This is a genomic window from Tsukamurella soli (assembly GCF_039541155.1).
GTDB classification, from domain to species: domain Bacteria; phylum Actinomycetota; class Actinomycetes; order Mycobacteriales; family Mycobacteriaceae; genus Tsukamurella; species Tsukamurella soli.
On the sequence record NZ_BAABFR010000037.1, the window covers coordinates 1 to 26,347 of the forward strand.

The window sequence follows — 26,347 nt, forward strand, 5'->3', positions numbered from 1 at the left end:
GGCACCGTCGACCCGGCCGGCACCGTCGGCCGCGGCTCGGGCGCGAGCGAGGATGCGGCGCAGCACCGGCCGGAAGCCGGCCAGCAGGGCGGCGACGGTCATGATGCCGGTGGGCCCGGCCGCCAGAGTCCACCCTGCGACTATGCAGGCGACGGCGTACGGCAGCACTCGGCCGGTGGCGATCGCGCGCTCGACGGAACACCAGGTCAGCAGCGCGCCGAGCGCGATCACCGGCTCGGGCCGCAGGCCGTTGTTGTAGGCCAGCCAGTACACGAGGAACACCCCGGCGGCGGCCCACATCGTGTACCGGCTGCGGGCTGCGCGGCCCAGGCGCGGGACCACCTCGCGGCTGATGATGAGCCACGTGGCGATGCCGCACGCGAGTGCGGGCAGCCGGACCCAGGGGCTCGCCGTCGTGAGCTTGGCCAGCCACGCGAACGCCTCGTAGTACCACCCGAACGGCGTTTCGGGAGCGCCGTACCAGCGGTAGTAGTTGGCCGTGTAGCCCGCGTGCGACGCCGTGCGGGCGATCGTCAGGATGTAGCCGTCGTCGGACGTGTTGGCGCCGACGAAGTGCCAGATCACGAGCGTCGCGATCACGGTGGAGTCGAGGCGGGTGGGGCGCCACCAGCCCCGGGGGAAGACCCGACGGTGGCGGCGGCCGTCCCAGTCGCCGTCGAGGCGGTGCAGGGTGACGAGGCTCAGCAGGATCAGCGCGATCGCCGCGACGATCGTGCACCACCGGGCGAGCGCGGGGGTGGTCGTGTAGCGGGTGTCGATGTGCGCGGTGAACCGGATGGCGGTCGCCGGTGTGACGGGGCCGGTGAGCTGCGTGAACACCCCGACCACCTGCGGGCGGTAGTCGAAGCCGTTGTGCTTCTCGCCGACGATCGCGGAGCCGTCCGCTGCGCGCAGGCCGGTGATCTCACCGCGGACGGTGTCGGCCGTCCCGGAGAAGGTGATGGCGCCGCAGCCGGGCGACTGCAGCTGCGCGACGGTGGCGGAGACCAGCGGGGTGTTCCGCACGACCACCTCGAGGGTGCGACGGTCGGGTGGTGCACCGGCGTCGCCGGTCACCTGGATCAGTAGCGCGCGCCCGAGCGTGTCGGTGGACTCGGGTGGGGCCGTGGACACCAGCACCCCGACCCCGCCGGGGAGGGAGTCGACGGCGGCGCAGGGGATGGAGACGTCGAGACTGTCGGGCACGTACGAGACCAGCGGCGCCGTGACTCCGCGCAGCGTGCCGTGCTGCGGCCAGCTGAGGGTGGCGGTGGTCTGGTGCACCGGCATCAGTGGTGTGAGGATCGCGAACAACAGACCCAGGAGGCCGGTGACCGCGGCGGTGATCCGGGCCCGCCGCGCCGAGCGCGTGGGAGCGGCCGGGGCCGGACTGCCTGGGGCCGGGTCTCCGGCGGGACGCATCGGCTGCTGCACGAGCGACGATGCTAGTCCCAGGACCTGTGCCGGACCGGAAGTCCCTGCGTTACGCTCGCCGCGTGACCTCGAAGATCCTCGTGCTCAACGGTCCCAACCTCAATACGCTGGGTATCCGCCAGCCCGAGGTGTACGGCACCGATACGCTGGCCGACGTGGTCGCGCTGTGTGAGCGGGTGGCGGCCGGTCGGGGCGTCGAGGTCGACTGTCGGCAGTCCAATCACGAGGGCGAGATGATCGACTGGATCCACGCCGCGCGCGGAGTCTTCGACGCGATCGTGATCAACGCCGGTGCCTGGACCCACACCTCCGGTGCGCTGCGTGACGCGCTGGTGATTCCCGAGGTCCCGATCTTCGAGGTGCACATCACCAACGTGCACGCCCGGGAGGAGTGGCGGCACCACTCCTTCATCTCGCCCATCGCCAGCGGCATCATCGTGGGCTGCGGCATCGCCGGTTACGGCTACGCCATCGACCGCGCCGCCGACGCGATCGGGTAGCGGCGCTGGTAGTACATCGCCTGCCTGGCTTCCCGCGACCGAAATGTCCTCCCGCGCTTGGATGAACAGGCGCGGGAGCGCCTTCCGGGAGCGTGCGTCGATACGGGGAGGCTGTGGGGCGTCGCATCTGATGTGACCGATGCATGGATCCAACCCCGGCAATCGCTCGCCCGCGCGGGTGAGTGCCGAGCCCTTCAGCCGCGAGACGCCTCCAGCCGACTCGCTCGGTTGTCGCTTACCGACGGTGCAGCCTCTTACCGAAAGTGCCGATGCCTACCGAAGGTTCGGACGCTGACCGACGAGCGCCTCCTTGGTGAGCGTCGCGACATTCGGTGAGTTGGTGTGCTGTCGGTAAGCGCCCGAAGGGGCGGCCGGTGGGCTCATGCCGGCAGGCGGGTGCGGAGGCCGTCGACGATGAGGTCGACACCGTCGGCGAACGAGCGGTCGGTGCTCACCTGGTCGGTCTCGCCGGCTGCGGCGCCGGCGCGGTCCATCAGCTCCCTCGTCTGCTCCTCGAAGGTGAAGCCGACCACGAAGTGCACCAGGGTCCCTGCGGCGGCGCGGGCGTCGGCGGGTTTGGCGCCTGCGTCGGCCGCGATCGCGGCGATCGCGTCGTGGATGCCGCGGCTGCCGAGGCGGGACGCGAGAGCGGCGGACACCACCTCGGCACCGTCGCGGTGCTTGCGCAGCACGGCGCGCAGCGCGTGCGCGTACCCGGCCAGGCGGCGATCCCACCGCATGCGCGACTTGGACGCCGCCGCCGCGAGGGCGGGATCGGCGAGGACGGTGTCGGCGATCGCAGCGAGCAGCGACTGCTTGTTGGGGATGTGCCAGTACAGGGCACCGGGGGCGACGCCGAGATCGGAGGCCACGCGGCGCATCGTCAGGTCCGGTAGGCCGACGGTGTCGAGGACTCGGATCGCGGAGTCGAGCACGTCCTGTCGGTTGATCGCCACGGGACTTGACTGTATCCGAGCACTCCCGTTACTACTGAACCGTGTTCAATCGCCGCACCCATGCCGAACTGGGTGGCTCCGTGTCCCCGCGTGACCTCGCCCTGATCGCGATGTTCGCCGCCCTCATGGCCGTTCTGGCGGTGCCGGGCGGCATCTCCTTCGGCGGTGCCACGCCGATCACGCTGCAGACATTGGGTTTCATGCTGGCCGCGACGCTGCTGGGCGCGCCCCGGGGTGCGATCTCGGTCCTGGTGTACGTGGTGCTGATCGTCGTCGGCCTGCCGATCGGCGCCGGCGGCAGCGGCGGGATCTCGGTGATCACCGGCCCGTCGGGCGGATATCTCATCGGCTCGATCGTCGGAGCACTGGTGACCGGACTGCTGGTCGATCGGTTCGGGCGCCGCAACGTCGCGGTGCTGCTGTCGGCCAACGTGATCGGGATGATGGTGGTCGTGTACGCCGTGGGCATCCCCTGGCAGGCGTGGCGGGTCGGCTCGGGTCTGTTCGCGGTGGTCTCCAGCTCGGTGCAGTTCCTGCCCGGCGACCTGATCAAGGTGGTGGTCACCGCGCTCGTCACGGCCACGGTGGTACGGGCGTATCCGAAGATCCTCACGTGACCCCGGCGCCGGCGTCCGGGATCGCGCTCGACGACGTATGGCACGCGTTCGACGGCGAGCCCGTGCTGCGTGGGATCACCGCCGCGCTGACCGAGCGGCGGATCGGGATCGTCGGCGCCAACGGGTCCGGGAAGTCCACGCTCGCACGGACGTTCAACGGCCTTGTGGTACCGGACCGGGGCACCGTGACCGTCGGGGGCGACGACGTGCGGCGCCATCGTGCCCGTGCCCGCGAGCGGGTGGGCTTCGTGTTCGCGGACGCGTCGGCGCAGATCATCATGCCGACGGTGGCCGAGGACGTCGCACTGTCGCTGCGGGGCCGCGGGCGGCGGGCCCGGCGCACCGGCGTCGCCGATCCTCGGGTGGCCGAGGCACTCGACCGGTACGGGCTCGCCGAGCTCGCGGATCGCCCTGCGCAGCTGCTCAGTTCGGGCCAGAAGCAGCTTCTCGCCTTCGCCTCCGTGCTGGTGACCGAGCCCGAGATCCTGGTGTGCGACGAGCCGACCACGCTGCTCGACCTGCGGAATATGCTGCGGGTCGAGGAGATCTTGGCGGGTCTGGCGCAGCAGGTGATCCTGCTGACACACCACCTCGACATGCTCGACGACTTCGACCGGGTCCTCGTGATCGATCGGGGCGAGATCGCCTGCGATGCGGCACCCGCCGAGGCGGTCGGCTACTACCGCGAGCTGGCCGCGCGATGACCCGCGCGCTGAGCGGGCCACCGTGATCGGCACGTACGCGCCGAGATCATCCGTCGTGCACCGGATTCCGGCGGCGCCCAAGCTGATCGCCGTCGCCGGCGGGATCACGATGCTCGCCGTGTTCCCCCGGCCCGTGGCTCTCGCCGCTGCGCTGGTGATGTGCCTGGCGCTGTTCCCGCTCGCGCGTCTCGGACCCCGCTACATGTGGCAGGCCCTACGACCGGCGCTGGTGCTCGGTGCGGTCCTCACCGGTTTCCACTGGTTCACCGACGGGCTCGGCGCCGCGGTGGCGCCGGTCGGACAACTGCTGGTGGGCGTGGTCGCGGCCGGCCTGCTGGTGTTCACCACGCGCGTCACCGACCTCGTCGCAGTTCTCGGCCGGCTCCTGGGTCCGCGTGTCGAACTGCTGCTGGCACTGACCATCCGTTGTATCCCGACGGTGACGCTCACCGTGCGGTCCACGCGCGAGGCGTGCTGGGCGCGCGGGCAGAAGGCGTCGCCGGTCCGGGTGCTCCCGACGGTGTTGGTGCGCCTGATCCGCGATGCCGACCTGATCGGGGAGGCCATCGCGGCGCGCGGCCTGTGAGCCGTATTCGGTGGGCGGTTGGGCGGGCGAACGGGCGTGAACGGGCATACCGTGGAGGTAGGGAACTTCGAACTACGAATGGAGCTGAGATGTCCCTCGCCACCGACTACCTGCCAGTCGTCCGCTTGCGCCCCGTCGCGCCCCGCCTGTCGGCTGCGGTCGAGGAGCTTCTCGGGGTCGAGGTCGGCGTGCGGGTACGCGCATGGGACGGCTCGGAGGCGGGACCCGACCCGACATCGCCGGCGGCGGCAGCGGGGACGGTGGTGTTCCGCAGTCCCCGGGCGCTGCGCCGCATCGCGTGGGCACCGAACGAGCTCGGCCTGGTGCGCGCATTCGTGTCGGGCGACCTCGACATCGAGGGCAGCATCGTCGACGTCCTCGATCGACCCGAGGTGATCGACCGGTTCGGCCACCACCAGCTCGCTCACGTCCCCCCCGGCGCGGTGGCCCGCGCTGCGGCCACGGTGCTGCTCGAGGGTGGCCTGGGCAGGCCCCTGCCGCCGCCGAGCACCGAGATCCCGACCCGCAGACTGCGGCTGGGAGTGCATGGTGAGCGGCTCCATCTACACGGCCGCGAGCAGCCTCAGCTGCACAGTCGGGAGCGGGATGCGCAGGCGATATCCCATCACTACGACGTCGGCAACGACTTCTATCGGCTGGTCCTCGGCCCGAGCATGGTCTATTCGTGCGGCTACTGGCCGTCGGGGCCCGACGGTGACCTGGACGCGGCCCAGCGCGGCAAGCTCGACCTGATCTGCCGGAAGCTCGGACTGCGGCCGGGGATGCGGATGCTCGACGTCGGCTGCGGCTGGGGCTCGCTGGCGATCCACGCTGCACGCGAGTACGGCGTCGAGGTCGTGGGGGTGACGCTGAGCCGCGAGCAGCGGGACCTCGCCGTCGAACGGGTGCGGCGGGAGGTGCCGGGGCGGGTCGAGATCCGCCTGCAGGACTACCGCGACGTCACCGACGGACCGTTCGACGCGATCGCCTCGGTCGGGATGAGCGAGCACGTGGGCCGGGCCGAACTCGCCGGGTACGCCGACCATCTCGCCGATCTGCTCGTGCCGAGCGGGCGCCTGCTCAACCACGCCATCGCCGCGGTGCGGCCGCTGCAACCGCGGAAGCGGTCCGCGCCCAGCTTCATCGAGCGCTACATCTTCCCGGACGGCGAGATCCTGCCACTCTCGGACACCGTCACCGCGCTTCAGGGGGCCGGCCTGGAGGTGCGGGACGACGAGTCGCTCCGCGAGCACTACGGGCTCACGCTCCGGGCGTGGGTGGACAACCTGCAGGCGGGCTGGGACGAGGCGGTGGCCCTGGTGGGGGTCGAGCGCGCCCGGACGTGGCTGCTGTACCTGGCGACGTGTGCGCTCGCGTTCGAGCGTGGCAAGGTGACCATTCATCAGGTGTTGGCGGTCAAGCAGGGTCCCGGTGGGCGTGCTCGGATGGGGTGGAACCGCCGGGCGTGGACGGATTCGATCGGCGACTGAATCCCCGGGCTGCTCGCGAGGATGTCAGCGGGTGTGAGTGGCACGACAGCCCGTCGGAGCAGGCTGAATCCCCGTGTCGCGCGGACCTACCGCCTCGGCCGAGTGCTGCTGCCCGGCGATGCGGCCCACGTCCATCCGCCGTTCGGCGGTCAGGGGCTGGGACTCGGGCTCGCCGACGCGGCCGACCTCTGCTGGCGCCTCTCGCTCGTAGTGCGTGGCCCCATTGACGGACGGCTCCCGGCCGTCGGATCGATTGTCGGCGGGAGACGGTGCGCTGATGGGCCCCGGCACCGGCGCTGAGCCGGCGGGTGCGACCGGGTTCCGCTACGCCCTGGTCCGGCCCGACGGGGTGATCGCCTGGGTGGGCGCCGACCGCCCGGACCCCGCCGGGTGGCCGATCGATGTCCCTGTCGAGGCGTTCGGGATCAGGTGAGCGAGGCGATCGCCCGGTCCGCGGCGGGCGGGGACAGCAGGTCGATCACCGGCAGGACGGCACGCAGCGCGGCGGGGGAGACCTCCACCGGCTGGTGCGTCACCGCGTGCAGGATCCAGCGCCCCGCCTCCGCGGCGGACAGGGCGCCGACCCCGTCGTACTCGGCTGTGGGCGAGATCATCTCGGTACGCACCAGGGGGAAGTACACGTTGGTCGCGTGCACATTCGGGTGCGGGCGCTCGGCGTTCAGCGAGCGGCCGAAGATCGCGAGTGCGCTCTTCGAGGCGGCGTAGGCGGAGAACCGCGGAAAGGTGTTGGCGTGCAACGCCCACGTGCACACGTTGACGATCTGCCCCTGGCCGCGCTTCATCATCCCCGGCAGCAGGCCGAGTGACATCTGCACGGCCGCGAAGTAGTTCAGCTGCATGGTCCGCCGGTAGTCGTGCAGCCGGTCGGTGGAGTCGACGATGCGCCGCCGGATCGAGTGTCCCGCGTTGTTCACCAGGACGTCGATCGGTTCGCCGCCGAGCTCGCCGAGCAGCCGGTCGATCGCGTCGGAGTCCATGAGATCGCAGGTGACCCAGCGGCATCCGGTCTCGTCGGCGAGCGCCCGCAGCTCCTGCTCGCGCCGCGCGACGCCGATCACCGTGGCACCGCGCGCCGCGAGCGCCACCGTCGTCTCCCGGCCGATGCCCGCCGAGGCGCCGGTGACCAGCACCGTCAGGCCCGACACGTCCCGCCCGCGCCCCGACAGCACCGAGTCGACCGGCCCGGGCAGCAGCGTCCTGCGTTGCATCAGCTCCTGTAGCGATCGGCGAAACGACATCGGGTCTCCTTCTCGGCGGGGCGGGCGTCAGGGCTTACGCACCACGACGACGAAGGGACCGACGGTGCTCACGTCGAACCGCGGGTCGTCGAACAGTGCCGGCGGATACGCGACGGTGTATCGCTTGACGTTGGGGTTGTTGGGGTACACGTCCTCGGCCAGCCGCAGCTCGTAGCCGTCCGAGGCCGAACGGAACACGAATGCGGTGGGCGGCCGCCACTTCGAGGTGTTCAGACGGTGGATCAGGTCGTCGGGCGACGTCGATGCGGCCCACTGCTTGATCGCCGCGGAGCGGGCGGCGAACTGCGCGAGGGGGTTCGCGTAGTTCGACGTGAGGTTCTGGAACCCCCAGTACGGGTAGACGGCGAGGAAGCCGTACTCGGCGGTGAGGACGACGGTGCCGGTACGCGGCCGGTGGGTCTCGCGGCGGATGATCGCGTCGACCGCCGGGAAGTACTGTTCGGCGCCGGGCGGGCGGGCATCGGCGCGCACGCCGTCGCCGTCGGTGTCGGTGTAGGCGGTCGAGATGACGCCCGAGAGCTGCTGCGGCACCGTCTGCGCCACGCCGATCGCGGCGACGGTGGCGAGCACCACGGCCGCGACCCGGGCGCCGGTCCCGGCGGCCGCGCACGCTGTGGCGACGAGGTCCACGACGCCCAGTGCCCCGGCGGCGGCCAGCAGCACGTGCAGCATCGACTCGGTGCGGAAGCCCAGCAGGGTGGTCCCGGCGAGCGTGGCGGCCATCGACAGCAGCGCCCACCCGTAGGCGGCGGCGATCGCAAGGCCCATCGCCTGCGCCAGGGAGTTGGTGCGGCAGCGCAGGATCGCCCAGACCACGCCGATCAGTGCCAGGAGGCCGGGTAGCGACGCGTGCAGCATCGGGAAGGGGACCACGGTGCCCTCGACGGGCAGGTAGTGGAAGGCGGTGCCCTTACCGGTGGGGCTGCCCGAGAGGGCCTTCACGAAGTACGGGCCGTACGCGCCCAGGCCGATCACGATCGCGATCACGCCCATGCCGACCAATCGGCCGATGATCGGCAGGAAGGGCACGGAGTCGCCGACCCGCCGGCGCCACCACGCGGCGCCCAGTGCCACGACCGCCATGACGCACACCGTGAACGCCGCGAGGGCCAGGTACAGGGTGTAGAACCACACGGCGACACCGAGATACACGCCCACCCCGACCACGGCGGCGCGGCCGGCGGTGCCGGTCAGCGCGCGCCAGGCGAGGATCGACATGGGCGGAAGCAGGAGCGTGATGACGGCTCCGTACGGCTCGGCCGAGCCGTACAGCAGCATCGCCACCGTGGTCGCCAGGGTCGCGGCGATCGCTCGAGTGGGCGTGCACACGCGCAGCCACAGGGCCAGCGCCACCGTCGCGGCCACCGCGAGTGAGATCACCGACCACGGCTTGAACGCCGCCCACCCCGCGAGGCCTGCGATGTGCGCGAACCGCCCACCCAGCCAGAACCAGCCGGGGGAGTAGAACGGCGGCATCCCGAAGTACGTCATGTCGTGCAGCGCCGGGGACTGCGTGAACCGCGTGAGGTACTCGGTGCGGAACTGCTGGTCGACGGTGATTCCGCCCAGGTACAGCTTGGTGGCGCCGAGCGGTAGCGCGAGCGTCACCGTGACCAGCGCCGACGTCGCGGCGAACGCCAGCACCCGCGCGGTGCGGGCGAGCGCCGGGCGTACGGCGCGGCCGAACGGCTCCGTCGACAGCAGCCACGCGCACACCGCGAGGATCGCGATGCACGCGACCTGCCCGAGGGTGGTCAGCGTGCGGGTGACATCGGAGCTCGGGTACGCCGGCCAGTGCACCGTGCCGATCGCCGCGTAGCCGACGGCCGCGACGATCCCGCCGAGCACCACCGCGCATGCGAGGTCCACGACGACGGTGACCGCGCGGTGCGGCGCGGCGGCATCCGGTGATGCCGGGGGTACGGGTGCTGTGGCCGTCACGGCCTCGGATCGGTCGGTGGCCATCCGCGGGCTAGATCGGCAGCTTCTTGAAGATCGGCTGCGGGACGTTCTTCAAGCCGAAGCTCACGAAGCCCCAGGGCGCGGGCGCGTAGATCAGGGTCTTGCCCTTGAGCGCGGCGTCCACGGCGAGCCGGGCGATGACGTCCTTGTCGATGGTCAGCGGGGCCTCCTTGACGTGCGCCGAGAACTTGGTCCGCACCATGCCCGGCCGGATCACCAGCACGGATGCGCCGAACGGTTCGAGAGCCAGGCCGAGGTTGAGGTAGAAGCCGTCGAAGCCGGCCTTCGACGAGCCGTAGACGAAGTTGCTGCGCCGCGGGCGCAGCCCCGCCACCGAGCTCATGGCGATGATCTGGCCGTGGCCCTGCGCCCGCAGCCGTTCGCCCAGCAGGACGCCGATCGAGACGGAGCCGGTGTAGTTGACCTGCGCGAGGAGGACGGCCTTGCGCTGGTTCTGCCACAGCTCCTCAGCGTCGAAGTCGAGAGCGAAAGCGACGATCGCGACGTCGATGTCGCCGCCCGCGAAGGCCGCGTCGATGGTCTTGGGGTGCGCGTCGAAGTCGGTGGCGTCGAAGTCGACGAGCTCGACCGACGACGCTCCCGCCGCCTCCACCTGCGCGACCGCCTGCTCGCGCAGCGGATCGTTCGGCAGCGCGGCGAGGACCACGCGCATCGGGCCCTTCTGCAGGTACTCCGCGACGATGGCGAGGCCGATCTCGGAGGTGCCGCCGAGCAGCAGCAGGGACTGGGGGACGCCCACGGCGTTCTTCATCAGGTCTGTTTCCTTGGTTGTCGGTGCGGTTCGGGGCTTCGCCGCGGCGGCGGTCAGGCCAGTTCCAGGCGACGGCCCATATCGGACATGAACACGCCCGTGGGGTCGATCCGGCGGCGGGTGGCGATCCACTCGTCGACGCGCGGGTACATGGCGTGGAACATCGCCGCGGTGGTGCGCGAATCCTTCGCGGTGTACAGGCGACCACCCATCGCGAAGACCCGGCGGTCGAGCTCGGTGACGAACTCGTGCAGGCCCTTCTTGATGGGGAAGTCGAGGCAGACGTTCCAGCCCTTGAACGGGAAGCTCAGCGGGGCTGAGTTCCCGTCACCGAACAGCTTGATGACGTTGAGGAACGACACGTGGCCCGACGCCTGGACGTCGCGGATGATCCGCTTGAACTCGTCCTCGTTCCCCATCGGCACGATGAACTGGTACTGCAGGAAGCCCTTGGAGCCGTAGGCGCGGTTCCACTCACCGAACAGGTCGAGCGGGTGGTAGAACTGCGTCAGGTTCTTGATCTTGTTGTCGGAGTTCGATCCCATCCGGTAGTACAGCTCGCCGACGATCGAGAAGTCGAACTTGTTGGCCAGCCCGTTGGGGAAGACGTCGGGCAGCGTCACCAGCGACGGCGCGTCGAACTTCAGCGGATCCTTGGCCAGGTTGTCCGGAAGGTCCTCGAGCTTGGCAAGGCTGCCGCGAGAGCCACTGAACCTGCCCAGCTTCTTGGCCGAGATCGAGTCGAACCAGCCTGATGCGTACTCGTAGCCGTCCTCGAAGCCGTCCAGATGCAGCTGGATCGTCTCGTCCAGGTTGCTGGTCACCCGGGTGTCGGCGAGGAAGTACGCGGTCTCCGTGCGGTGCATCTTGATCTTCGCGCGCAGGATGATGCCGGTGAGGCCGATGCCGCCCACGGTGGCCCAGAACAACTCGCCGGTGGGGTCGTCGGGCGTCCCGTCCGGCCCGAGGGTGAGGATGCGGCCGTCGGCCACCAGCAGCTGCAGGTCGACCACGTGGTTGCCGAAGCTGCCGGCGCTGTGATGGTTCTTGCCGTGGATATCGTGCGCGATGGCACCACCGATGGTGACCTGCCGCGTGCCGGGCAACACGGGCACCCACAGGCCGAACGGCAGGGCCGCCTTCATCAGCGTGTCCAGGTCGACCCCGGCGCTGACGTCCGCGATCGCGTTGTCCGCGTCGATGTCGTGGATCGCGTTGAGCGGCGTCATGTCGATCGTGAGGCCACCGGCGTTCTGCGCCGACTCGTTGTATGAACGGCCCAGGCCGCGGGCGATGACGCCGCGGCGCAGGTACGACGGCTTGTCCGCCTCGGCGTCGGCGACCAGCGCGACGGCCTTGGCGATCTGCTCCACGTCGGGCGTGGACAGAACGTGCCCCTGGATCGGGGTGGTGCGTGACCAGCCCATCAGCTTGCGCGTGGTGATAGGCAGGTAGGTGTTCGTTGACGTAGACATCGCCTAAGAGGCTACCGCGCGGTGGTCGCGACCCCGCGGATCGCGGCGGCGGCGGGCGGATCATTGTTCGGGGCTGGGCACCACCACGACATACGCACCCACCGTGCGTACCGCCATGCCCGCCATCGCGGCCGGGTCGAACGCGAGCCAGCGCACGTACAGGTTCGGGTCGTTGGGGAACGTGTTCTCGGTGATCCGCAGGTAGTAGGCCCCGGGCAGGCCCGCGCCGGCACCGTCGACGACGTGGCCGTCGGTGGGTGCGGCCGCCCGCAACACGAACGCGTCGGGCGCCCCGAACGGCGAACTGCGCAGGTCGGCGGCCAGGTCGGCCGGTGTGCGGGCGTCCGCCCACCGGGTGATCTCGGCCACCCGCTCCGGGTAGCGGCCGAGCGGGTTGGAGTACGGGCCGAACGACGCGAGGAAGCCCCAGTACGGGTACAGCGCGAGGAACACCGGATCGGTGGTCAGTACCACGGTGTCCTCGCGGGACCGGTCGGTGAGCGACAGCACGGTGGCGTCCACGGTGGCCAGGTCGGACTGGTCGCGGCGGGCACCGCCGTCGGCGCGGCTCATCGTGCCGTCGACGTCCTGGTAGGCAGCGTCGAGTTGGGAGCCGAGCCCGCCCAGGCCCTGCTGCGCGACCGCCAGCGCGGCGATCAGTCCGAGGACCGCCGCGGCGCGGGAGATGCGGGCACGCGTGGCGTGCGAGACCTCGCGCAGCGATGTCCGGCCCCCGCCGAACCGCGCCGTGCGGAGGGTGCCGGCACCGTCGTACGCGGCCATGACCCCCGCGCTGACGTACAGCCCGTACATCGCGGCGTGCACCCGAAAGCCCAGGAGGGTGGCGCTGAACAACGTGAACACCTGCGAGGCGAGCGCCCACGCGTACATCGTCACCAGTCCGGCGGCGAGCGCCTGCGCGACCCGGTCGGTGCGGATGCGCCACGCGAGCCACACGGTGCCGACCAGGCAGACGAGGCCTAGAGCGGAGGTATCGGCCTGCGGCAGCCACACCATCGCGCTGGCGAGGGGGAGGAAGTCGGTGGCTCCACCCGAGTCGGCGGTGGGCAGGTGGGCGATGGCCAGCAGGTACGGGATCCACACCAGTAGGGCCATCGCGCCGGAGATCGCGGCGACCACCCCGAGCCGGGCCGCGACATCGCGCCAGTGTGCGGCGCGGATGCGGCCCGCGAATCCGGCGAACATGACGACGGTGGCGGCCGCCACCGCCGCGTACAGCGTGTAGGTCATCGCGAGCACGCCCACGAAGATCCCCGCGAGCAGCAGGTCCACCCGATCGCCGGTGCGCATCGCATGCCAGGCCAGCACCATCATCGGCGCGAACACCATGATCAGCGTGGCGCCGTACGGCTCCTGCGCATCGGTGGCGAGGGTGGCGAGCACCGTCATCGTCGTCAGGGCTATGGCCCGCCCGGGTTGCACGTGTCGCCACAGCGCGAACGTCACCCCGGCCGCGAACGCCAGGGTCAGCAGGGACCAGGGCTTCATGGCCTCCCAGCCGGGCAGGTCGAACATCGCGGCGAACCGCCCGCCCAGCCAGAACCAGCCCGCGGGATAGAACGGCGGCGTGTGCTGGTACGTCATGTCGTGCAGCAGTGGCGAATCCGTGAACCGGGTGAGGTACTGGGTGCGGAAGAGCTGGTCGCCGCTGATCCCGCCCAGCCACAGCCGGGTACGCAGCAGGGGCATCCCGTACATCAGGACGGGCAGCGCGGCGACAGCGGGGAAGCCCACGGCGCGAACCACTCTCGGCCGTCGTCCGGCGGCCTCGAAGACGGCGCACGCGAGCAGCGCCAGGATCACCGCCGTGAGCCCGAGCGTCGTCGCCGACCGCAGCATCTGGCTCTGCGGGTACACGGGCGGGTGCCATACGGCTGCGAGGCCGACGAGCGCGGCCGTGAGCGCGCCGGCGGAGACGAGGGCGGCGGCGACGTCGGCGGTGAACCGCGGCGCCGGGATCGCGGTCACGCGGCGTCCGCAGCGGCGTGTGGGCGGTAGGCGACGGTGTACGGACCGACGTCGCGCAACACGAAGTCCGGCGCGGTGAAGGCGGTGCGGCTGAACGTGACCGAGGTCCATGCGGTGTTCGGGTCGGCCGGGAAGGTGTCGCGCGTGACGCGCAGGAGCAGCCCCGCCGCGGTGCGCTGGAACACGAACACGGAGGGTGGCCGGTACGGCGAGGCGTCCAGCTCGGCGGTCAGCTGGCGGGCGGTCCGGGCCCGGGCCCACGTCAGCACCAGCGCCTTCCGTTGCGCCTCGTCGGCGAGCGGGTTGGCGTACTGCGCGATATACGAGGTGAAGCCGCGGTAGCCGTGGCACGCCAGCAGCGTGAAATCCGTGGGGAGGACCACGGTGTCGCGGCGCGGCCGCCCGGTCAGCCGGGTGATCGTGGCGTCGACGGCGGGCAGCGCGGCCTGCGCGCCGGCCGGTCGGCCGTCGGCCCGGTGGCCGGCGCAGTCGGTGTCGGTATACGCCAGGGCCCCGTCGCTCCGCAGCTGCCATGTGGCCTGCTGGGCGAGTGCGACGAGGACGGCCAGTGCGACGCCGATCGCGGTGCGGCGCAGCGTCACCGGGTCCACCGCGTGACGACGGACCCACCTGATCAGGTCGGCCGCGGCGAACACCGCTGCGGCCGCCAGTGTCGAATACAGCAGGGGCAGAACGCGGAACCCGAGCAGGGTCGTACCGAACGCGGCGGCGACGAGCGAGGCGAACGTCCACGCGTAGCCGACGGCGGCGAGCGCGGCGAACCCCTGGGCGACGCGGTGTCGCCGCAGCCGCCAGAGGATCCACAGGCTGCCGATCGCGGTGGTCACGCCCAGCGGGGTGGGCTCGAACTGGGACAGCCACGCTGCGGCGCCGGCGGTGGGCAGGTACTCCTGTGCGGCCCCGGCCGTCGAATGCGGATCCCGCACCCACGAGATCAGGTATGGCAGCCACACGACCAGCGCGATCACCGCGCCGCCCGCCGCGACCGTCCCGGTGCGAGCCGCCACCGTCGTCGCCGGGACGCCCGCCCGCCACGCGGTGACGGCGAGTACGGCCAGTACCGCCACCGCGACGGCCGCGTACAGGGTGTACGTGGCCGCGGTCAGTCCGAGGGCCACGGCCACCAGCGCCAGCGGGCCGGCGGGCAGGCGCGGCGCTGCCCGCCGCAACGCACCCCAGGCGATCACGGTGACCGGCGGCGCCAGGATTGCGAGGGCGCCGCTGTAGGGCTCCTGGTGGCTGGTGAACAGCACCGCGAGCACCGATGCCGTGGTGACCGGCAGGGCGGCCGCCGGCGTGAGCCGCCGCCACAGGGCGAGGGCGAGGGTCGCCGCCGCGGCGAGGGTCAGCAGGCACCAGGGCTTCATGAACTGCCACGCGGGGATGCCGAGGATCGATGCGCCGCGGCCGCCCAGCCAGAACCAGCCGGCGGGGTAGTAGGGCGGCAGGCCCGCGTAGTTCATGTCCGACAGTGCCGGCGACTCGGTGAGCCGCATCAGGTACTGCGTGCGGAACTGTTGGTCGAGGTGCAGGCCGCCGTAGTACAGCGGGGTCCGCGCGAGGGGCAGCCCGAAGGCCAGCGTGGGTAGCGCGGCCGTCAGCACGTACCCCGCGGCCGCGACGAGGCGGGGCCGCAGCCGGCGACGTATCGCCACCGTCGTCGCCACCAGGGCGGCCAGGCACACGATCACGGCCGCATTGGTCACGGCGTGCAGGGAGTACCCCTCCGAGTACGGCGCGCCTCGCCACAGGCGCGAGCCCGCCACCACGGCGGCGGTCACGCCGGCGGAGACCGCGAGCGCCGCCACCACCTCGCAGGCGCCGGGCAGGCGGCTACCGAGGCGTCGGGTGAACAGGCTGGGGCGGAGCATCGGGGCTCAGGCTACCGGGCACCGCGCCGCCGCGCGGGGCACCGGAGCCGTGTCGTGGCGTTGCCGGAACCGCGGACGGCCCGGCGCTACTCGACGGTGACCGACTTGGCCAGGTTGCGCGGCTTGTCGATGTTCTCGCCCAGCGCGAGCGCAGCGTGATAGGCGAGCAGCTGGGTGGGGATCATCAGCAGGATCGGGTCGAGCTCGGGCTCGGTCTTGGGTACCCGGATCACCAGGCGCGCATCCACCTCGACGCCGTGGTGGGTGATCGCCACGATCTCGCCGCCGCGCGCCGAGATCTCGTGCAGGGCACCGATGTTCCGGTCCAGCAGCTCGTCGTCGGGGACGATGGCCACCGTGGGCAGCTCGGGGCTGATCAGCGCGAGCGGGCCGTGCTTGAGCTCCGAGGTCTGGTACGCCTCGGCGTGCCGGTAGCTGATCTCCTTGAACTTCTGCGCCCCCTCGCGCGCTGTCGGGTACCCGCGCACGCGGCCGATGAAGAACAGGCTCGGCGCCGTGGCCAGCAGCTCCGCGGCCTCGACCACCTTGTCGCCGTCGGCCACGATCTCGCCGATCTGCCGCGGAAGCTCCTTGAGCGCCTTGACGATCCGCGTGCCGTCGGTGATCGACAGGTCGCGCACCCGGCCCAGGGCCAGCGCGAGCAGCGCGAATCCGACGGCCATATGGGTGTTGGCCTTGGTGGACGCCACCGCGACCTCGGGGCCCGCGTGCAGGTACACCCCGCCGCTGACCTCGCGGGCGATTGTGGAGCCGACCACGTTGACCAGGCCGACGATCGTGCCGCCCTTGCGCTTGACCTCCTGCACGGCGAACGCGGTGTCGGCGGTCTCGCCCGACTGGCTCACAGCCACGTACAGGGTGTCGGGCTCGATCAGCGGGTTCCGGTAACGGAACTCGCTGGCGGGCTCGGCGTCCGCAGGCACGCGGGCGAGTTCCTCGATGAGCTGCGCACCCAGCTGGCCCATGTAGTAGGCCGAGCCGCAGCCGAGGATCTTGACGCGCTTGAACCGGCGTAGCGCCTGGGGATCCAGGTTCAGGCCGTCCAGGCGGGCGGTGGCGAAGCGCTCATCGAGCCGGCCGGTGAGCATGCGCTCCAGAGAGTACGGCTGTTCGAGGATCTCCTTGAGCATGAAGTGCCGGTGGTTTCCCAGCTCGAGCTCAGCGGCGGTCATCTCGACGGTGGTCGCGGTCTTGCCCACGTGGTCGGCGTCGGCGGTGAACAGGTGGAAGCCGCCGGCGGTCACGGTGGCGCACTCGCCGTCGTCGAGGTGGACCACCTGGGTGGTGTGCCGCACCACGGCCGAGACGTCCGAGGCGATGAACATCTCGTGGTCACCGATACCGATGATCAGGGGGGAGCCGTTGCGGGCGACCACGATCCGGTCGGGGTGCGCGGTGTCGAGCACCGCGAGCGCGTAGGTTCCCGTCAGGCGGGCGACGGTCGCGAGCACCGCCTCCTCCAGAGTGTCGGCCGCGGTGCGGGCGATCAGATGGGCGATGGCCTCGGTGTCGGTGTCGGAGGTGAGCTCGACACCGTCGGCCTCGAGTCCCGCGCGCAGGGCCCGGGCGTTGTCGATGATCCCGTTGTGCACCACGAACACGCGCTGGGAGGCGTCGGCCTGCGGGTGCGCGTTCGCCTCCGATGGTGCGCCGTGCGTGGCCCAGCGGGTGTGCCCGATGCCCACCTTGCCCGCGAGGCGTTTGGGCAGCGTCGCCTCGAGGTCGCGTACGCGACCGACGCTGCGCACGCGACGTGCTCCGGACGGCCCGATCACAGCGATGCCCGCGGAGTCGTAACCGCGGTACTCCAGCTGGGTGAGGCCGTCGATCAGGATCGGGGTGGCCGCCTGGCCGCCGATGTAGCCGACGATTCCGCACATACGCTTCTGGTCTCCTCGCTCAGGTGTAGATCAGACGCCGCAGCTGCCGCTCGGACAGGGGGGGCGCCGCGAACAGCCGGTCGGCCAGTTCGCCCGCGACCTCCGCGTAGATCTCGGCGTTGCGCCGGCCACGCTGGTGGAGGTCCCGATGCCGCCTTCGCACGAACTCGTCCACCGTCTCGCGGTAGTACGCCGTGACGTCATCGATCACCCGCGCGGCCTCGGCGGGGGACAGCCCCGTCGAGCGCGCGACGTGGTCGACGAGTTCGGGCTCCGGCACCCGGCGAATGTTGCCCGGATGACGGAGCTATGTCAACTTCCTGCCCGATGTCGGGCAGGTTTTGTGATCTTGGTCTGCGCGGCGTTCCGGATCTCGTCGACCGAGAGGGCCGGGTCGGTGTCGAAGACCATGGTGGTGCCGGTCTCGGCGGGGATGAACAGGCGGTCGACGGTACGGGTCTGCTGGTCGTCCTCGGGCGCCGCGTGCGCGCCGGTGTGGTCGGCGGCGAGGCCCTTGAGCGGGTTGGGGACGAAGGACCGCAGCAGGTCGCGGGTCGAGCGGGCGCCGGCCAGTGAGCCGATGCCGTACGTCAGCAGACCCGCGAGGGCGGCCGCCCCCAGCGCGATGGGCAGCGGGTGCGTGTTCTTCTTCGCCGCCTCCTTCTGCAGCGCCTTCTCTTCGGCGGCCGGGTCCTTCGGCACCGGCGGCAGCTGCTGCTGCGCCGTCGCCAACTGCTCGTCGATCGACCCCAGAACGGCCTTGAGCTGGCCGAGGCCGGTCACCAGGTCGTTGGTGGCGGTGGTCGCCTGTGCGCGGGTCGCGGAGATCTTGGCCAGGCCGTCGCGCAGCTTGCGCGCGGAGTCACGCGCCGAGGCCAGCGACGAGTCCAGCGACGCCGCCGTGTTCGCCAGCTGGGCGTTCATGTTCGCCAGGGTCGTGCGCAGCCCGCCGGCCTGGCCGGCGACCGACGCGACGCTACCGGCCGCGGTGTCGATCCGGCTCAGCTGCGGCTCCACCTTCGCGAGACCGGGGATGTGCGCGCTGCGCAGCGACTGCGTCGCCTGCGTGGCGGCCTGCTGGATCGTCTGGCCGTACTGGCCCAGCCCCTGCACCTGGCTCAACGCGGAGTCGATCCCCGCGGTCGACCCGGCGACGCGGCTCGCGGCGGCCGAGGCCGACGGCGCCGAATCGAGCCCGTCGAGGGCCTGCTGCGCGCCGGTGCGCGCCGCGTCGACGGCGTCGAAGATCTGGGGGACGGCCTTCGCCATGTCGCCGACGCCGCCGGTGGCGTTGGTCGCGGCGGTGGACAGCAGGCCGAACATCGACCGGGACTGATCGACCGCCCGGCGCGCGGCGATGAGGTCGCTGTACGACTTGTCGGTGACCGGCGTCGGGTTGCTCAGGGCGACCGCGAGGTAGGCGCCGGAGCCGACCACGAGGGCGACGAACACGGCCACGAGCGCGGTGCCACTGGCCGACCATCCGCCGCGCAGCAGGCGGGTGACCAGGGACTTCGGGTGCAGATCTGTCGTCGCCACATCACAAAGCTACATGAGTAACAGGCGTAACGCGCTACCTGAGAAGATGCTGATGATAGGGGTTGGTGAGGCACCCTAGCGGACCGCGGGCGAGAACCGGCGGAACAGCGCGTGCAATCCGTCCGGCGTGTCGCTAGCGTCGTGATATGAGTCGGGCCGGGACGGCACAGACGATGCCGCTGCAGAATGTGATGAACTCCGTGATCCGGGTGGCGCTGCGCGCGCCGTTCGTGTCGAAGGGGATCGGCAGGTACCTGCTGACGATCCACGTGGTCGGCCGGAAGACGGGGCGGCACTACGACCTCCCCGTCGCGTACACGCGACACGACGGCGCGCTGCTGGTCGGGACCCCGTTCGCGTGGGGGCGCAACCTGCGCACCGGCGATCCCGTCGAGATCGACCTGCTCGGGAAGCGCCGCACCGCGGACGTCCGTGTGGTGTCCGATGAGGCCGGCGTGACCGAGCTGTACGGCGTGATAGCCAAGGCCAACCGCAACTTCGCCACGTTCAACGACATCGGCTTCGGCCCGTCCGGCGAGCCTGATCCCGCCGCCCTCCACAGGGCGTTCGAGGGCGGCGCCCGGGTGTTCGTGCTCGCGCTGCGCTGACGGATCCTGGTCCGGCGCCGCGGCGGCGGTACCCTGTTCCGCGTGACTACAGCCCCGGACTCGCAGGAGAGTGCGACCCAGCACGCGCTGCACAAGCAGATCGTGCTCTTCGTCCTCATCGGCGGGCTCTGCGGCGTCATCGACTTCGGCCTCACCCTGGGGCTCGGGAAGGGACTCGGCGTCGGGGAGTTCTACGCCAAGGCGGTCGGCTTCGTCGTGGGCACCGCCACCGCGTACTGGCTCAACCGGCGGCACACGTTCCAGGCGGCGCCCAGCCACCGTCGGCTCGCCGCGGTGTGGGCCCTCTACCTGGTCACCTTCATCGTGCAGGAGGGCATCTTCCTCGGCGTCCTGCACGCCTGGCCCGGCAACACGCTGCACTGGCTCGTCGCATACGTGCTCGCGCAGGGCACCGCCACCGTCATCAACTTCGTGGTGCAGCGGGTCGTCATCTTCACGATGATCTAGGGGCCACGTGATGCCGAGCCCCGCCACCGACGTGCTTCAGCGCGGCCTGTTCGCGCACGCCGACCCGACGGTGCCGGCGGAGCTGTACGCCACCGTCGAGACCGGGCGGGCCACCCGCGAGCGTGATTCGCTGACCCTCGAACCCGGCAGTGTCGTATCCACGGACACGTACTTCGGGCGGTTCCCGGCCGCGTACTGGCAGCGCTGGACGCGGGTCGGGACCGTGACCGTCGCGCTCGAGGTCGACGGTGACGTGACCGTCACCGTCGTCGCTTCCGACGCGCTGGGGCGCGAGTGGACCGTCGCGACGCGGGCGGCTGCGGGCCCTGTCGCGCTCGAGGTGCCCCTCGACCGGTTCGCCGACGGTGGCGCGGTGTGGCTGCGCCTGTCCGCTACCGACCGCGCGACGGTGTCCGGCGTGCGGTGGACTGCCCCGGCGGCCGCCCCGCGCCGGCTGGCCGTCGCGATCTGCACCTTCGACCGCGCCGACGACTGCGCCGCCACCGTCGGGGCGCTCGCCGCGGACGCCGACCTCGTCGCGCAGGTCGACACCGTCTACGTCACCGACCAGGGGAGCGACCTCGCCTCGTCCCGCCCGGCGTCCGCCGCGGCCAGGGCGGTGCTGGGGGACCGGCTGGTCGAGCTTCGGCAGCCGAACCTCGGTGGGGCGGGCGGCTTCTCGCGGGGAATGCGAGAGGCCACTCGCGGCGACGGACCGGTGGATGTCGTGGTGATGGACGACGACATCCGGCTCGAGCCCGAGTCGGTGCTGCGCCTCGCGGCGTTCTCGGCGCACGCCGTGCGGCGCGTGCTGGTGGGCGCGCAGATGCTCTCGATGAGTGAGCCTGCGCGCCTGCACCTCTCGGCCGAGCGCCCGGCGATCGGCGTACTGCGGGCCGGACATCCCTCCCCCGGGGCGCTGGTCGGCGCGGACGTGCGCGAGCACCGGCAGGACCGGTACGTCGACGCTGGCTGGAACGGCTGGTGGACGTGCCTGATCCCGGGCGAGGCGATCGCCGAGGTGGGGCTGCCGCTGCCGATCTTCCTGCAGTGGGACGACATCGAGTTCGCGGTGCGCGCCCGCGGCGCCGGGTTCCCCACCGTCACTCTGCCGGGAGCCGCGGTGTGGCACCAGGACTTCCACCGCAAGGACCGGGACAGCTGGTCCCGCTACTTCGCGTCGCGCAACGGGTTGATCGTCGCGGCGTTGCACACGCCGTTCGACGGCCCGCACTACGCCGCGTTGCTGCTGCGGGACGTCGCGCAGACCATCGCCGCGATGCAGTACGGCCTCGCCGCCACCAAGCTGCTCGCCGTCGAGGACTTCCTCGCCGGGCCCGGGGTGCTGCGCGATGGCGGCTGCGGCCGGCTGGCCGATGTCGCGCGGCTGCGCGCCGGCTATCCCGACACCGTCGTCCTCGCGGCGGGCGAGTTCTCCGCCGAGATGAACCCTCACACCGAGATCGAACCCGCGCCACCGGAACCTGCGGTGGACCGGCTCGATTCGGTGCTCGTCAAGCGGGTGGCGGCTCAGCTGCTGGGGCGCGTAGACCCGCGGCCGGTGGCCGTGCCCGCGCACGATGCGCAGTGGTGGCACGTCGCGCGGTTCGCCGACGCCGCCGTCACCGACGCCGGCCAGGGCGGCGTGCACCGCCGGCGCCGGGACCGGGCGACGGCCGTCCGACTCGGCAAGCGCGCGTTGGCGCTCACCCGGGAGTTGCGCAACCGGGCGCCCGAACTACGCGAGACCTACCGCGCGGCCGCGGCCGAGCTGACCGCCACCGCGAACTGGGATCGGCTGTACGGCACCGATCGATGATCCGCCGGCTCGCCCCGCCGACGCTCTTCGGGCTGCTGGGGCTGCTGGTGTCGGTATGGCACGCGAACCGGCCCTCGTTCTGGTTCGACGAGCTGGCCACGGTATCCGCGATCGACCGGTCGCCGGGCGAGCTGTGGCGGATGCTGGGCGACATCGATGTCGTCCACGGGCTGTACTACTACGCGGCGGCGTTGTGGGCGGGCACGTTCGGCCTGGGGGAACTGTCGCTGCGCGTGTTCTCCAGCATCGGTGTGGGCGTGGCGGTCGCGCTGATGTACGTGCTCGCGCGACGGTTGGGCGGGCCGGGGTTCGCCGTCGTTGCGGCGGTGATCGCGATCCTGCTGCCCCGGGTCACGTGGGCGGGAGTCGAGGCGCGCTCCTATGCGTGGGTGATCGCCGCCACCACGGGCATGCTGATCGCGGGCCACGTCGCCGCGCAGCGTCCGTCCCGCCGACGGTGGCTGCTCTACGGGCTCACCGTGACGCTGGCGGTGGGACTGTTCCTGTACACCGCCCTCGCGGCGGCCGCCGCACTGGTGCCGCTGGCCTGGGGCGCCGAGCGTGGAATGCGGTGGTGCGCCGCCCGTCCCGCGCTGATCGCCACCGTCGTCCCGCTGGCCGTGCTGTCGCCGGTGATCGGGCTCGCCGCGACGGAGAAGGGGCAGGTCGACTGGCTGGAGTGGCCGGGCTGGATGCTGCCGCAGAACATCCTGGTGGACCAGTGGTTCGATCATTCCTGGGCGTTCGCGGCGGCGGCGTGGGCGCTGGTTGCGGTGGCCGGGCTGCTGCTGTGGCGCGGGGGGTGGCGGCGGTGGGCGGCGGTGCTGCACTGGGCGCTGCCGGTGGCGTGGGTGCCGGTGCTTCTCGTGGTGGGGGTGTCGACGATCTCGCCGATGTATGTGGGGCGCTACCTCGTGTGCACGGTGCCGGGGGTGGTGCTGGCTCTCGCGGTCTGCGTCCGGGTGGTGGCCGATGGTGCCGCGCGCCTGCGGATGCCGGGCCGGGTGGGCGTTGCGGTGCTCCTGGTGGTTCTCGCGGTGTGCGCCGTGCCCGGCTACCTGTGGCAGCGGTCGCCGCTGTCGAAGCCCGGGGGCAGCGACTTCAGCTATGCCGCGCGGTATATCCGCGACCATGCCCGACCCGGCGACTGCGTGCTGTTCCAGGTGCAGCCCAGTTGGTCCACCACGTCGCTGCGGATCGCGTACGAGGGGCTGCCGGGGGACTTCGTAGGGCTCCGCGACATCGGCTCAGACGGTGACCGACGCACCGACGGCGTGCTGTGGGACCGGGCGAAGGGGGTCAACCAGTGGGCGGCGTGGGCGGCTCAGAACTGCACCGCCGCATGGGTACTCGCGGATGCCGACCGCATCGACGACGCCCGGCACCGGGAGAACGGCAACCTGATCTGGACCTTCCGGCCGTTCCAGTTCATGGGCTCGGACATGCAGATGTCGCTCGATGACGGCGGCCTCGCGGTGGTGCACCAGGAGCAGTTCCATATCCTGCAGGTGGTGCACCTCGAGCGGCCGCCGCCCGCAGTCGGCCCCGATCCGCAGGCCCTCCCCCACACCCGACACACCTACTGGCGCTGATCTCCGCAAGACGACTCCGACACCGCTGGGACGTCGATTATCGGCCCGGCGGTGCTCGTGGGGTCGATCTCCGGAAATCCTCCCTACGGCCGTCGAGAATCGGGTGAGATGTCCGAATGGAGGAGTTGGGGAGGCTCCTCGCCGATCACGGGGGCGTGGTGTCGGCGGCGCAGTTCAAGAGCCTCGGATACAGCTATGACCAGATGAAGGCGCACGGCGCGGACTGGCGGCGACTGCGGCGGGGGTGGTACGCGCATTCTTCCGCGGATTCGTCTGTGGTATCGGCGGTTTCGGCCGGTGGCGTGCTCAGCTGCGTCGCCGCGCTCGAGCGGCGCGGCGTGTGGATCCCGCCGGGGGCGCGGGGGAGGCACGTGCGGTTCCCGAAGGCTGCACGGTCGGCCGGCGCCCGCGGGTGCAAGCCGTACCGGGCGGATCCGCCGCTCGTCGGCGCGGTCGATACCGCGGCCGTCGCGGTCGCCGCGGCGGCGAACCACGTGGGCGAGGAGGACCTCATCGTGATCCTCGATTCGATGGTGAACAAGGGGATGCTCGAGCAGTGCGACGTGCGGGATGTGTTGAGCGACTCTCCGCATGCGCACAAGAACCTGTGGACACGATGCGACGGCCGAGCAGACTCCGGGACGGAGACCATGACCAGGCTCCGGTTGCGCGCGAGGGGCATCAGGCTGAGTGTCCAGGTGCCGATCGCGGGCGTCGGCCTCGTCGACCTGCTGGTGGGGCGGAGGCTGGTGATCGAGGTGGACGGGGAAGAGCCCCACCGCGACCGGTTCCACTCGGACCGGACGCGTGACCGCAAGCTGCGGGTGCTGGGGTTCGAGCCGCTTCGGCTGACCTATCACGACGTCGTGTACAGCTGGGACGAGGTCGTGCAGGACATCCTGGCGATGATCCGGCGCGGGGATCACATGAGGCCGCCGTCGATCGTCCTCGGAACCTCCGCAAACCGACTCTGAGGCGGCCGCGAGGCCGACTATTCGGCCGGAGACGCTGGCAGGGTCCGGTTACGGAGACGTCGCCGGGTAGCACCCGCTACGGCCGAGTGAATCGCTCCCGGCGACCCAGGGCGCGCAGCCGCAGCCAATCCCGGAAGCCCCCCGGGTCGCGGCGCTGCACCAGGAAGAACCAGCCGAAGCGGGCGTACTCCTGGGGGATCAGCTTCCGCTGTCCCGGCTGGGACTGCACGTACCCGCGGTTGCGGTAGGTGAAGTATCGCTTGGTCTCGTTGTCCGGGTACTGCGTGTGCATCCGGCCGCCGAGGATCGGCTTGAACTCGTCCGAGCCGTTGGGATGCAGGTACGCCGTGGTCAGGCAGGTGCCGAAGGGAAGCCCCGACCGGGCTAGTCGTCGGTGGACCTCCACCTCGTCGCCGCGGATGAACAGCCGCAGGTCGGGCACGCCCACCGCCGCCACACAGTCGGCCGAGAACAACGCGCCGTTGAACAGCGACGCGATGCCCGGAAGCAGGTCGGAGTCGGGGTCGTCGGGCTGCGCCAGCTCGCTGCGCCGACGCCGCCACACCAGGCCGCGCCGCAAGGGGAACGCCAGCACGTCGGGGTCGTCGATGTCGGCGACCACCGGCGACACCTCGGCGAGGCCGTGCCGGGTCGCGCAGTCGAGGAGCGTGCCCAGCACCTCGGGCCCGTCGGGGCGGCCGTCGTCGTCCGCCAGCCACACCCAGTCGGCGCCGAGGGCCAGCGCATGGAGGATGCCGAGTGCGAACCCGCCGGCGCCACCCAGGTTGTACTTCGACCCGATGTAGGTGGTGGGCACCGGCTGCGAGTCGACGATGTCCCGCACCGCCGGTTGATCGGCGTTGTCCACCACGACCAGGTGATCCACCGGCCGTGACTGTCCGGCCACCGCAGTGAGCGACGCGGTGAGCAACTCGGGCCGGTTGTGGGTGACCACGACGGCGACGATGCAGGGACTCACTTCCGGTCGCCCTCCGCGTTCTCGCGCTCCATCTTGTCGAGCACCAACCGCACGCGCCGGCCCGCGTCCTCGCCCTCGTAGGCCGTGACGACCTCCTCGATGTCGCCGTCCATCCGGACCTCGCCGTGGTCGATCCATACGGACCGGTCACACAGCTGGGCCAGGAACTCGTTCGAGTGGGAGGCGAACACCAGGATTCCGGAACGGGCCACCAATTCCTGCAGGCGCACCCGCGCCTTGCGCAGGAACTCGGCGTCCACGGCCCCGATGCCTTCGTCGAGCAGCAGGATCTCCGGGTCGATGGAGGTGACCACGCCCAGCGCGAGCCGGATCCGCATACCTGTCGAGTAGGTGCGCAGGGGCATCGAGAGGTAGTCGCCGAGCTCGGTGAAGTCGGCGATCTCGTCCATCTTGCGCTGCATGGCCTTGCGGCTCTGTCCGAGGAACAGGCCGCGGATCACGATGTTCTCGAAGCCGGAGATCTCGGGGTCCATGCCCACGCCAAGGTCGAACACGGGCGCGACCCGGCCGCTCACCACCGCAGAGCCGCGGGTCGGTTCGTAGATGCCGGCCAGCAGTCGCAGCAGCGTGGACTTCCCGGCGCCGTTGTGCCCGACCAGACCGATCCGGTCGCCCTCGACGAGGTGCATGTTGATGTTCTTGAGCGCCTCCACGACGACCACCTTGTGGTCGTTGGAGGCGAGCCGGCCGCCGGCCTTGCCCAGCACGGCCTTCTTGATGGACCGCGACTTCGCGTCGAAGATCGGGAAGTCGACGCAGGCGTCGTAGGTGTTGATCGAAACGGTCATC

At 71.3% G+C, this 26,347-nt stretch carries 25 protein-coding genes; 12 read left to right on the forward strand and 13 right to left on the reverse strand.

Annotation, left to right across the window (positions count from 1 at the left end; genetic code table 11):
* On the reverse strand, positions 1 to 1,434 hold a 1,434-nt coding region (locus tag ABD908_RS13025), incomplete at its 3' end, for an arabinosyltransferase domain-containing protein (RefSeq protein WP_344996260.1).
* 62 nt (positions 1,435 to 1,496) lie between these two features.
* On the opposite strand from ABD908_RS13025, the gene aroQ reads away from it, so the two are divergent.
* Positions 1,497 to 1,934, forward strand: coding sequence for a type II 3-dehydroquinate dehydratase (gene aroQ / locus ABD908_RS13030; protein ID WP_344996263.1), 438 nt, complete (start codon positions 1,497 to 1,499; stop codon positions 1,932 to 1,934).
* A gap of 380 nt (positions 1,935 to 2,314) precedes the next feature.
* Here aroQ and ABD908_RS13035 read toward each other — a convergent pair whose 3' ends face one another.
* Positions 2,315 to 2,890 (reverse strand): TetR/AcrR family transcriptional regulator C-terminal domain-containing protein, encoded by a 576-nt coding sequence (locus tag ABD908_RS13035; RefSeq protein ID WP_344996266.1) that lies wholly within the window; start codon positions 2,888 to 2,890, stop codon positions 2,315 to 2,317.
* A 41-nt stretch (positions 2,891 to 2,931) separates the two neighbouring features.
* Between ABD908_RS13035 and ABD908_RS13040 the strand changes: the two genes are divergently transcribed.
* The 6 genes from ABD908_RS13040 to ABD908_RS13065 all read left to right on the forward strand — a co-directional run bounded on the left by ABD908_RS13040 (position 2,932) and on the right by ABD908_RS13065 (position 6,720).
* Positions 2,932 to 3,507, forward strand: coding sequence for a biotin transporter BioY (locus ABD908_RS13040; RefSeq protein ID WP_344996269.1), 576 nt, complete (start codon positions 2,932 to 2,934; stop codon positions 3,505 to 3,507).
* Entirely contained in the window at positions 3,504 to 4,211 is a 708-nt protein-coding gene (locus ABD908_RS13045) for an energy-coupling factor ABC transporter ATP-binding protein (RefSeq protein WP_344996272.1), read from the forward strand. Before ABD908_RS13040 ends, ABD908_RS13045 begins: the two co-directional genes overlap by 4 nt.
* 22 nt (positions 4,212 to 4,233) lie before the next feature.
* Positions 4,234 to 4,797 (forward strand): energy-coupling factor transporter transmembrane component T family protein, encoded by a 564-nt coding sequence (locus tag ABD908_RS13050; RefSeq protein WP_344996275.1) that lies wholly within the window; start codon positions 4,234 to 4,236, stop codon positions 4,795 to 4,797.
* Positions 4,798 to 4,886: 89 nt separating this feature from the next.
* Positions 4,887 to 6,287, forward strand: a complete 1,401-nt coding sequence (locus ABD908_RS13055; protein WP_344996277.1) for a class I SAM-dependent methyltransferase — start codon at positions 4,887 to 4,889, stop codon at positions 6,285 to 6,287.
* A gap of 21 nt (positions 6,288 to 6,308) precedes the next feature.
* On the forward strand, positions 6,309 to 6,587 hold the full coding sequence (locus ABD908_RS13060; RefSeq protein WP_385923050.1) for an FAD-dependent monooxygenase: 279 nt from the start codon (positions 6,309 to 6,311) through the stop codon (positions 6,585 to 6,587).
* Positions 6,565 to 6,720: a hypothetical protein gene (locus ABD908_RS13065; protein WP_344996280.1), complete on the forward strand. Its 156-nt coding sequence runs from the start codon at positions 6,565 to 6,567 to the stop codon at positions 6,718 to 6,720. The genes ABD908_RS13060 and ABD908_RS13065 overlap by 23 nt, the downstream gene beginning before the upstream one ends.
* Here the strand turns inward: ABD908_RS13065 and ABD908_RS13070 are convergent.
* The 9 genes from ABD908_RS13070 to ABD908_RS13110 form a co-directional block, all read right to left on the reverse strand.
* Entirely contained in the window at positions 6,713 to 7,546 is an 834-nt protein-coding gene (locus ABD908_RS13070; RefSeq protein ID WP_344996283.1) for an SDR family NAD(P)-dependent oxidoreductase, read from the reverse strand. The two genes, ABD908_RS13065 and ABD908_RS13070, sit on opposite strands and share 8 nt — an antisense overlap.
* Before the next feature lie 27 nt (positions 7,547 to 7,573).
* The gene (locus tag ABD908_RS13075) at positions 7,574 to 9,532 is read right to left on the reverse strand and encodes an arabinofuranosyltransferase (RefSeq protein WP_425584378.1); all 1,959 of its coding nucleotides are present in this window, start codon (positions 9,530 to 9,532) and stop codon (positions 7,574 to 7,576) included.
* A 7-nt stretch (positions 9,533 to 9,539) separates the two neighbouring features.
* Positions 9,540 to 10,301, reverse strand: coding sequence for a decaprenylphospho-beta-D-erythro-pentofuranosid-2-ulose 2-reductase (gene dprE2 / locus ABD908_RS13080; protein WP_344996289.1), 762 nt, complete (start codon positions 10,299 to 10,301; stop codon positions 9,540 to 9,542).
* Between the two features lie 53 nt (positions 10,302 to 10,354).
* Entirely contained in the window at positions 10,355 to 11,776 is a 1,422-nt protein-coding gene (dprE1, locus tag ABD908_RS13085; RefSeq protein ID WP_344996292.1) for a decaprenylphosphoryl-beta-D-ribose oxidase, read from the reverse strand.
* A 60-nt stretch (positions 11,777 to 11,836) separates the two neighbouring features.
* Positions 11,837 to 13,765 carry an arabinofuranosyltransferase gene (locus ABD908_RS13090; RefSeq protein ID WP_344996295.1) on the reverse strand — a complete coding sequence of 643 codons (1,929 nt, stop codon included), beginning with the start codon at positions 13,763 to 13,765 and terminating at the stop codon, positions 11,837 to 11,839.
* Positions 13,762 to 15,657: an arabinofuranosyltransferase gene (locus ABD908_RS13095; protein WP_344996298.1), complete on the reverse strand. Its 1,896-nt coding sequence runs from the start codon at positions 15,655 to 15,657 to the stop codon at positions 13,762 to 13,764. The genes ABD908_RS13090 and ABD908_RS13095 overlap by 4 nt, the downstream gene beginning before the upstream one ends.
* Before the next feature lie 86 nt (positions 15,658 to 15,743).
* Positions 15,744 to 17,558 (reverse strand): glutamine--fructose-6-phosphate transaminase (isomerizing), encoded by a 1,815-nt coding sequence (gene glmS, locus ABD908_RS13100; RefSeq protein ID WP_344996301.1) that lies wholly within the window; start codon positions 17,556 to 17,558, stop codon positions 15,744 to 15,746.
* 19 nt (positions 17,559 to 17,577) lie between these two features.
* A complete protein-coding gene (locus tag ABD908_RS13105) occupies positions 17,578 to 17,838 on the reverse strand; it encodes a hypothetical protein (protein WP_344996304.1) in 261 nt (86 codons plus the stop codon).
* Positions 17,839 to 17,870: 32 nt separating this feature from the next.
* Positions 17,871 to 19,097, reverse strand: a complete 1,227-nt coding sequence (locus ABD908_RS13110; RefSeq protein WP_344996307.1) for a hypothetical protein — start codon at positions 19,095 to 19,097, stop codon at positions 17,871 to 17,873.
* A 146-nt stretch (positions 19,098 to 19,243) separates the two neighbouring features.
* On the opposite strand from ABD908_RS13110, the gene ABD908_RS13115 reads away from it, so the two are divergent.
* The 5 genes from ABD908_RS13115 to ABD908_RS13135 all read left to right on the forward strand — a co-directional run bounded on the left by ABD908_RS13115 (position 19,244) and on the right by ABD908_RS13135 (position 24,558).
* Complete coding sequence (locus ABD908_RS13115; RefSeq protein ID WP_344996310.1) at positions 19,244 to 19,705, forward strand: PNPOx family protein; 462 nt, start codon at positions 19,244 to 19,246, stop codon at positions 19,703 to 19,705.
* A 42-nt stretch (positions 19,706 to 19,747) separates the two neighbouring features.
* Positions 19,748 to 20,173 (forward strand): GtrA family protein, encoded by a 426-nt coding sequence (locus ABD908_RS13120; protein ID WP_344996312.1) that lies wholly within the window; start codon positions 19,748 to 19,750, stop codon positions 20,171 to 20,173.
* Positions 20,174 to 20,183: 10 nt separating this feature from the next.
* Complete coding sequence (locus ABD908_RS13125; protein ID WP_344996315.1) at positions 20,184 to 21,992, forward strand: glycosyltransferase; 1,809 nt, start codon at positions 20,184 to 20,186, stop codon at positions 21,990 to 21,992.
* Entirely contained in the window at positions 21,989 to 23,584 is a 1,596-nt protein-coding gene (locus ABD908_RS13130) for a glycosyltransferase family 39 protein (protein WP_344996318.1), read from the forward strand. The genes ABD908_RS13125 and ABD908_RS13130 overlap by 4 nt, the downstream gene beginning before the upstream one ends.
* A 116-nt stretch (positions 23,585 to 23,700) precedes the next feature.
* Positions 23,701 to 24,558: an endonuclease domain-containing protein gene (locus ABD908_RS13135; RefSeq protein ID WP_344996321.1), complete on the forward strand. Its 858-nt coding sequence runs from the start codon at positions 23,701 to 23,703 to the stop codon at positions 24,556 to 24,558.
* A 76-nt stretch (positions 24,559 to 24,634) separates the two neighbouring features.
* Here the strand turns inward: ABD908_RS13135 and glfT1 are convergent, their stop codons facing one another.
* Positions 24,635 to 25,537: a galactofuranosyltransferase GlfT1 gene (glfT1, locus tag ABD908_RS13140; protein ID WP_344996324.1), complete on the reverse strand. Its 903-nt coding sequence runs from the start codon at positions 25,535 to 25,537 to the stop codon at positions 24,635 to 24,637.
* A complete protein-coding gene (wzt, locus tag ABD908_RS13145; protein WP_344996327.1) occupies positions 25,534 to 26,346 on the reverse strand; it encodes a galactan export ABC transporter ATP-binding subunit Wzt/RfbE in 813 nt (270 codons plus the stop codon). The genes glfT1 and wzt overlap by 4 nt, the downstream gene beginning before the upstream one ends.
* Between the last annotated feature and the right edge of the window lies 1 nt (position 26,347).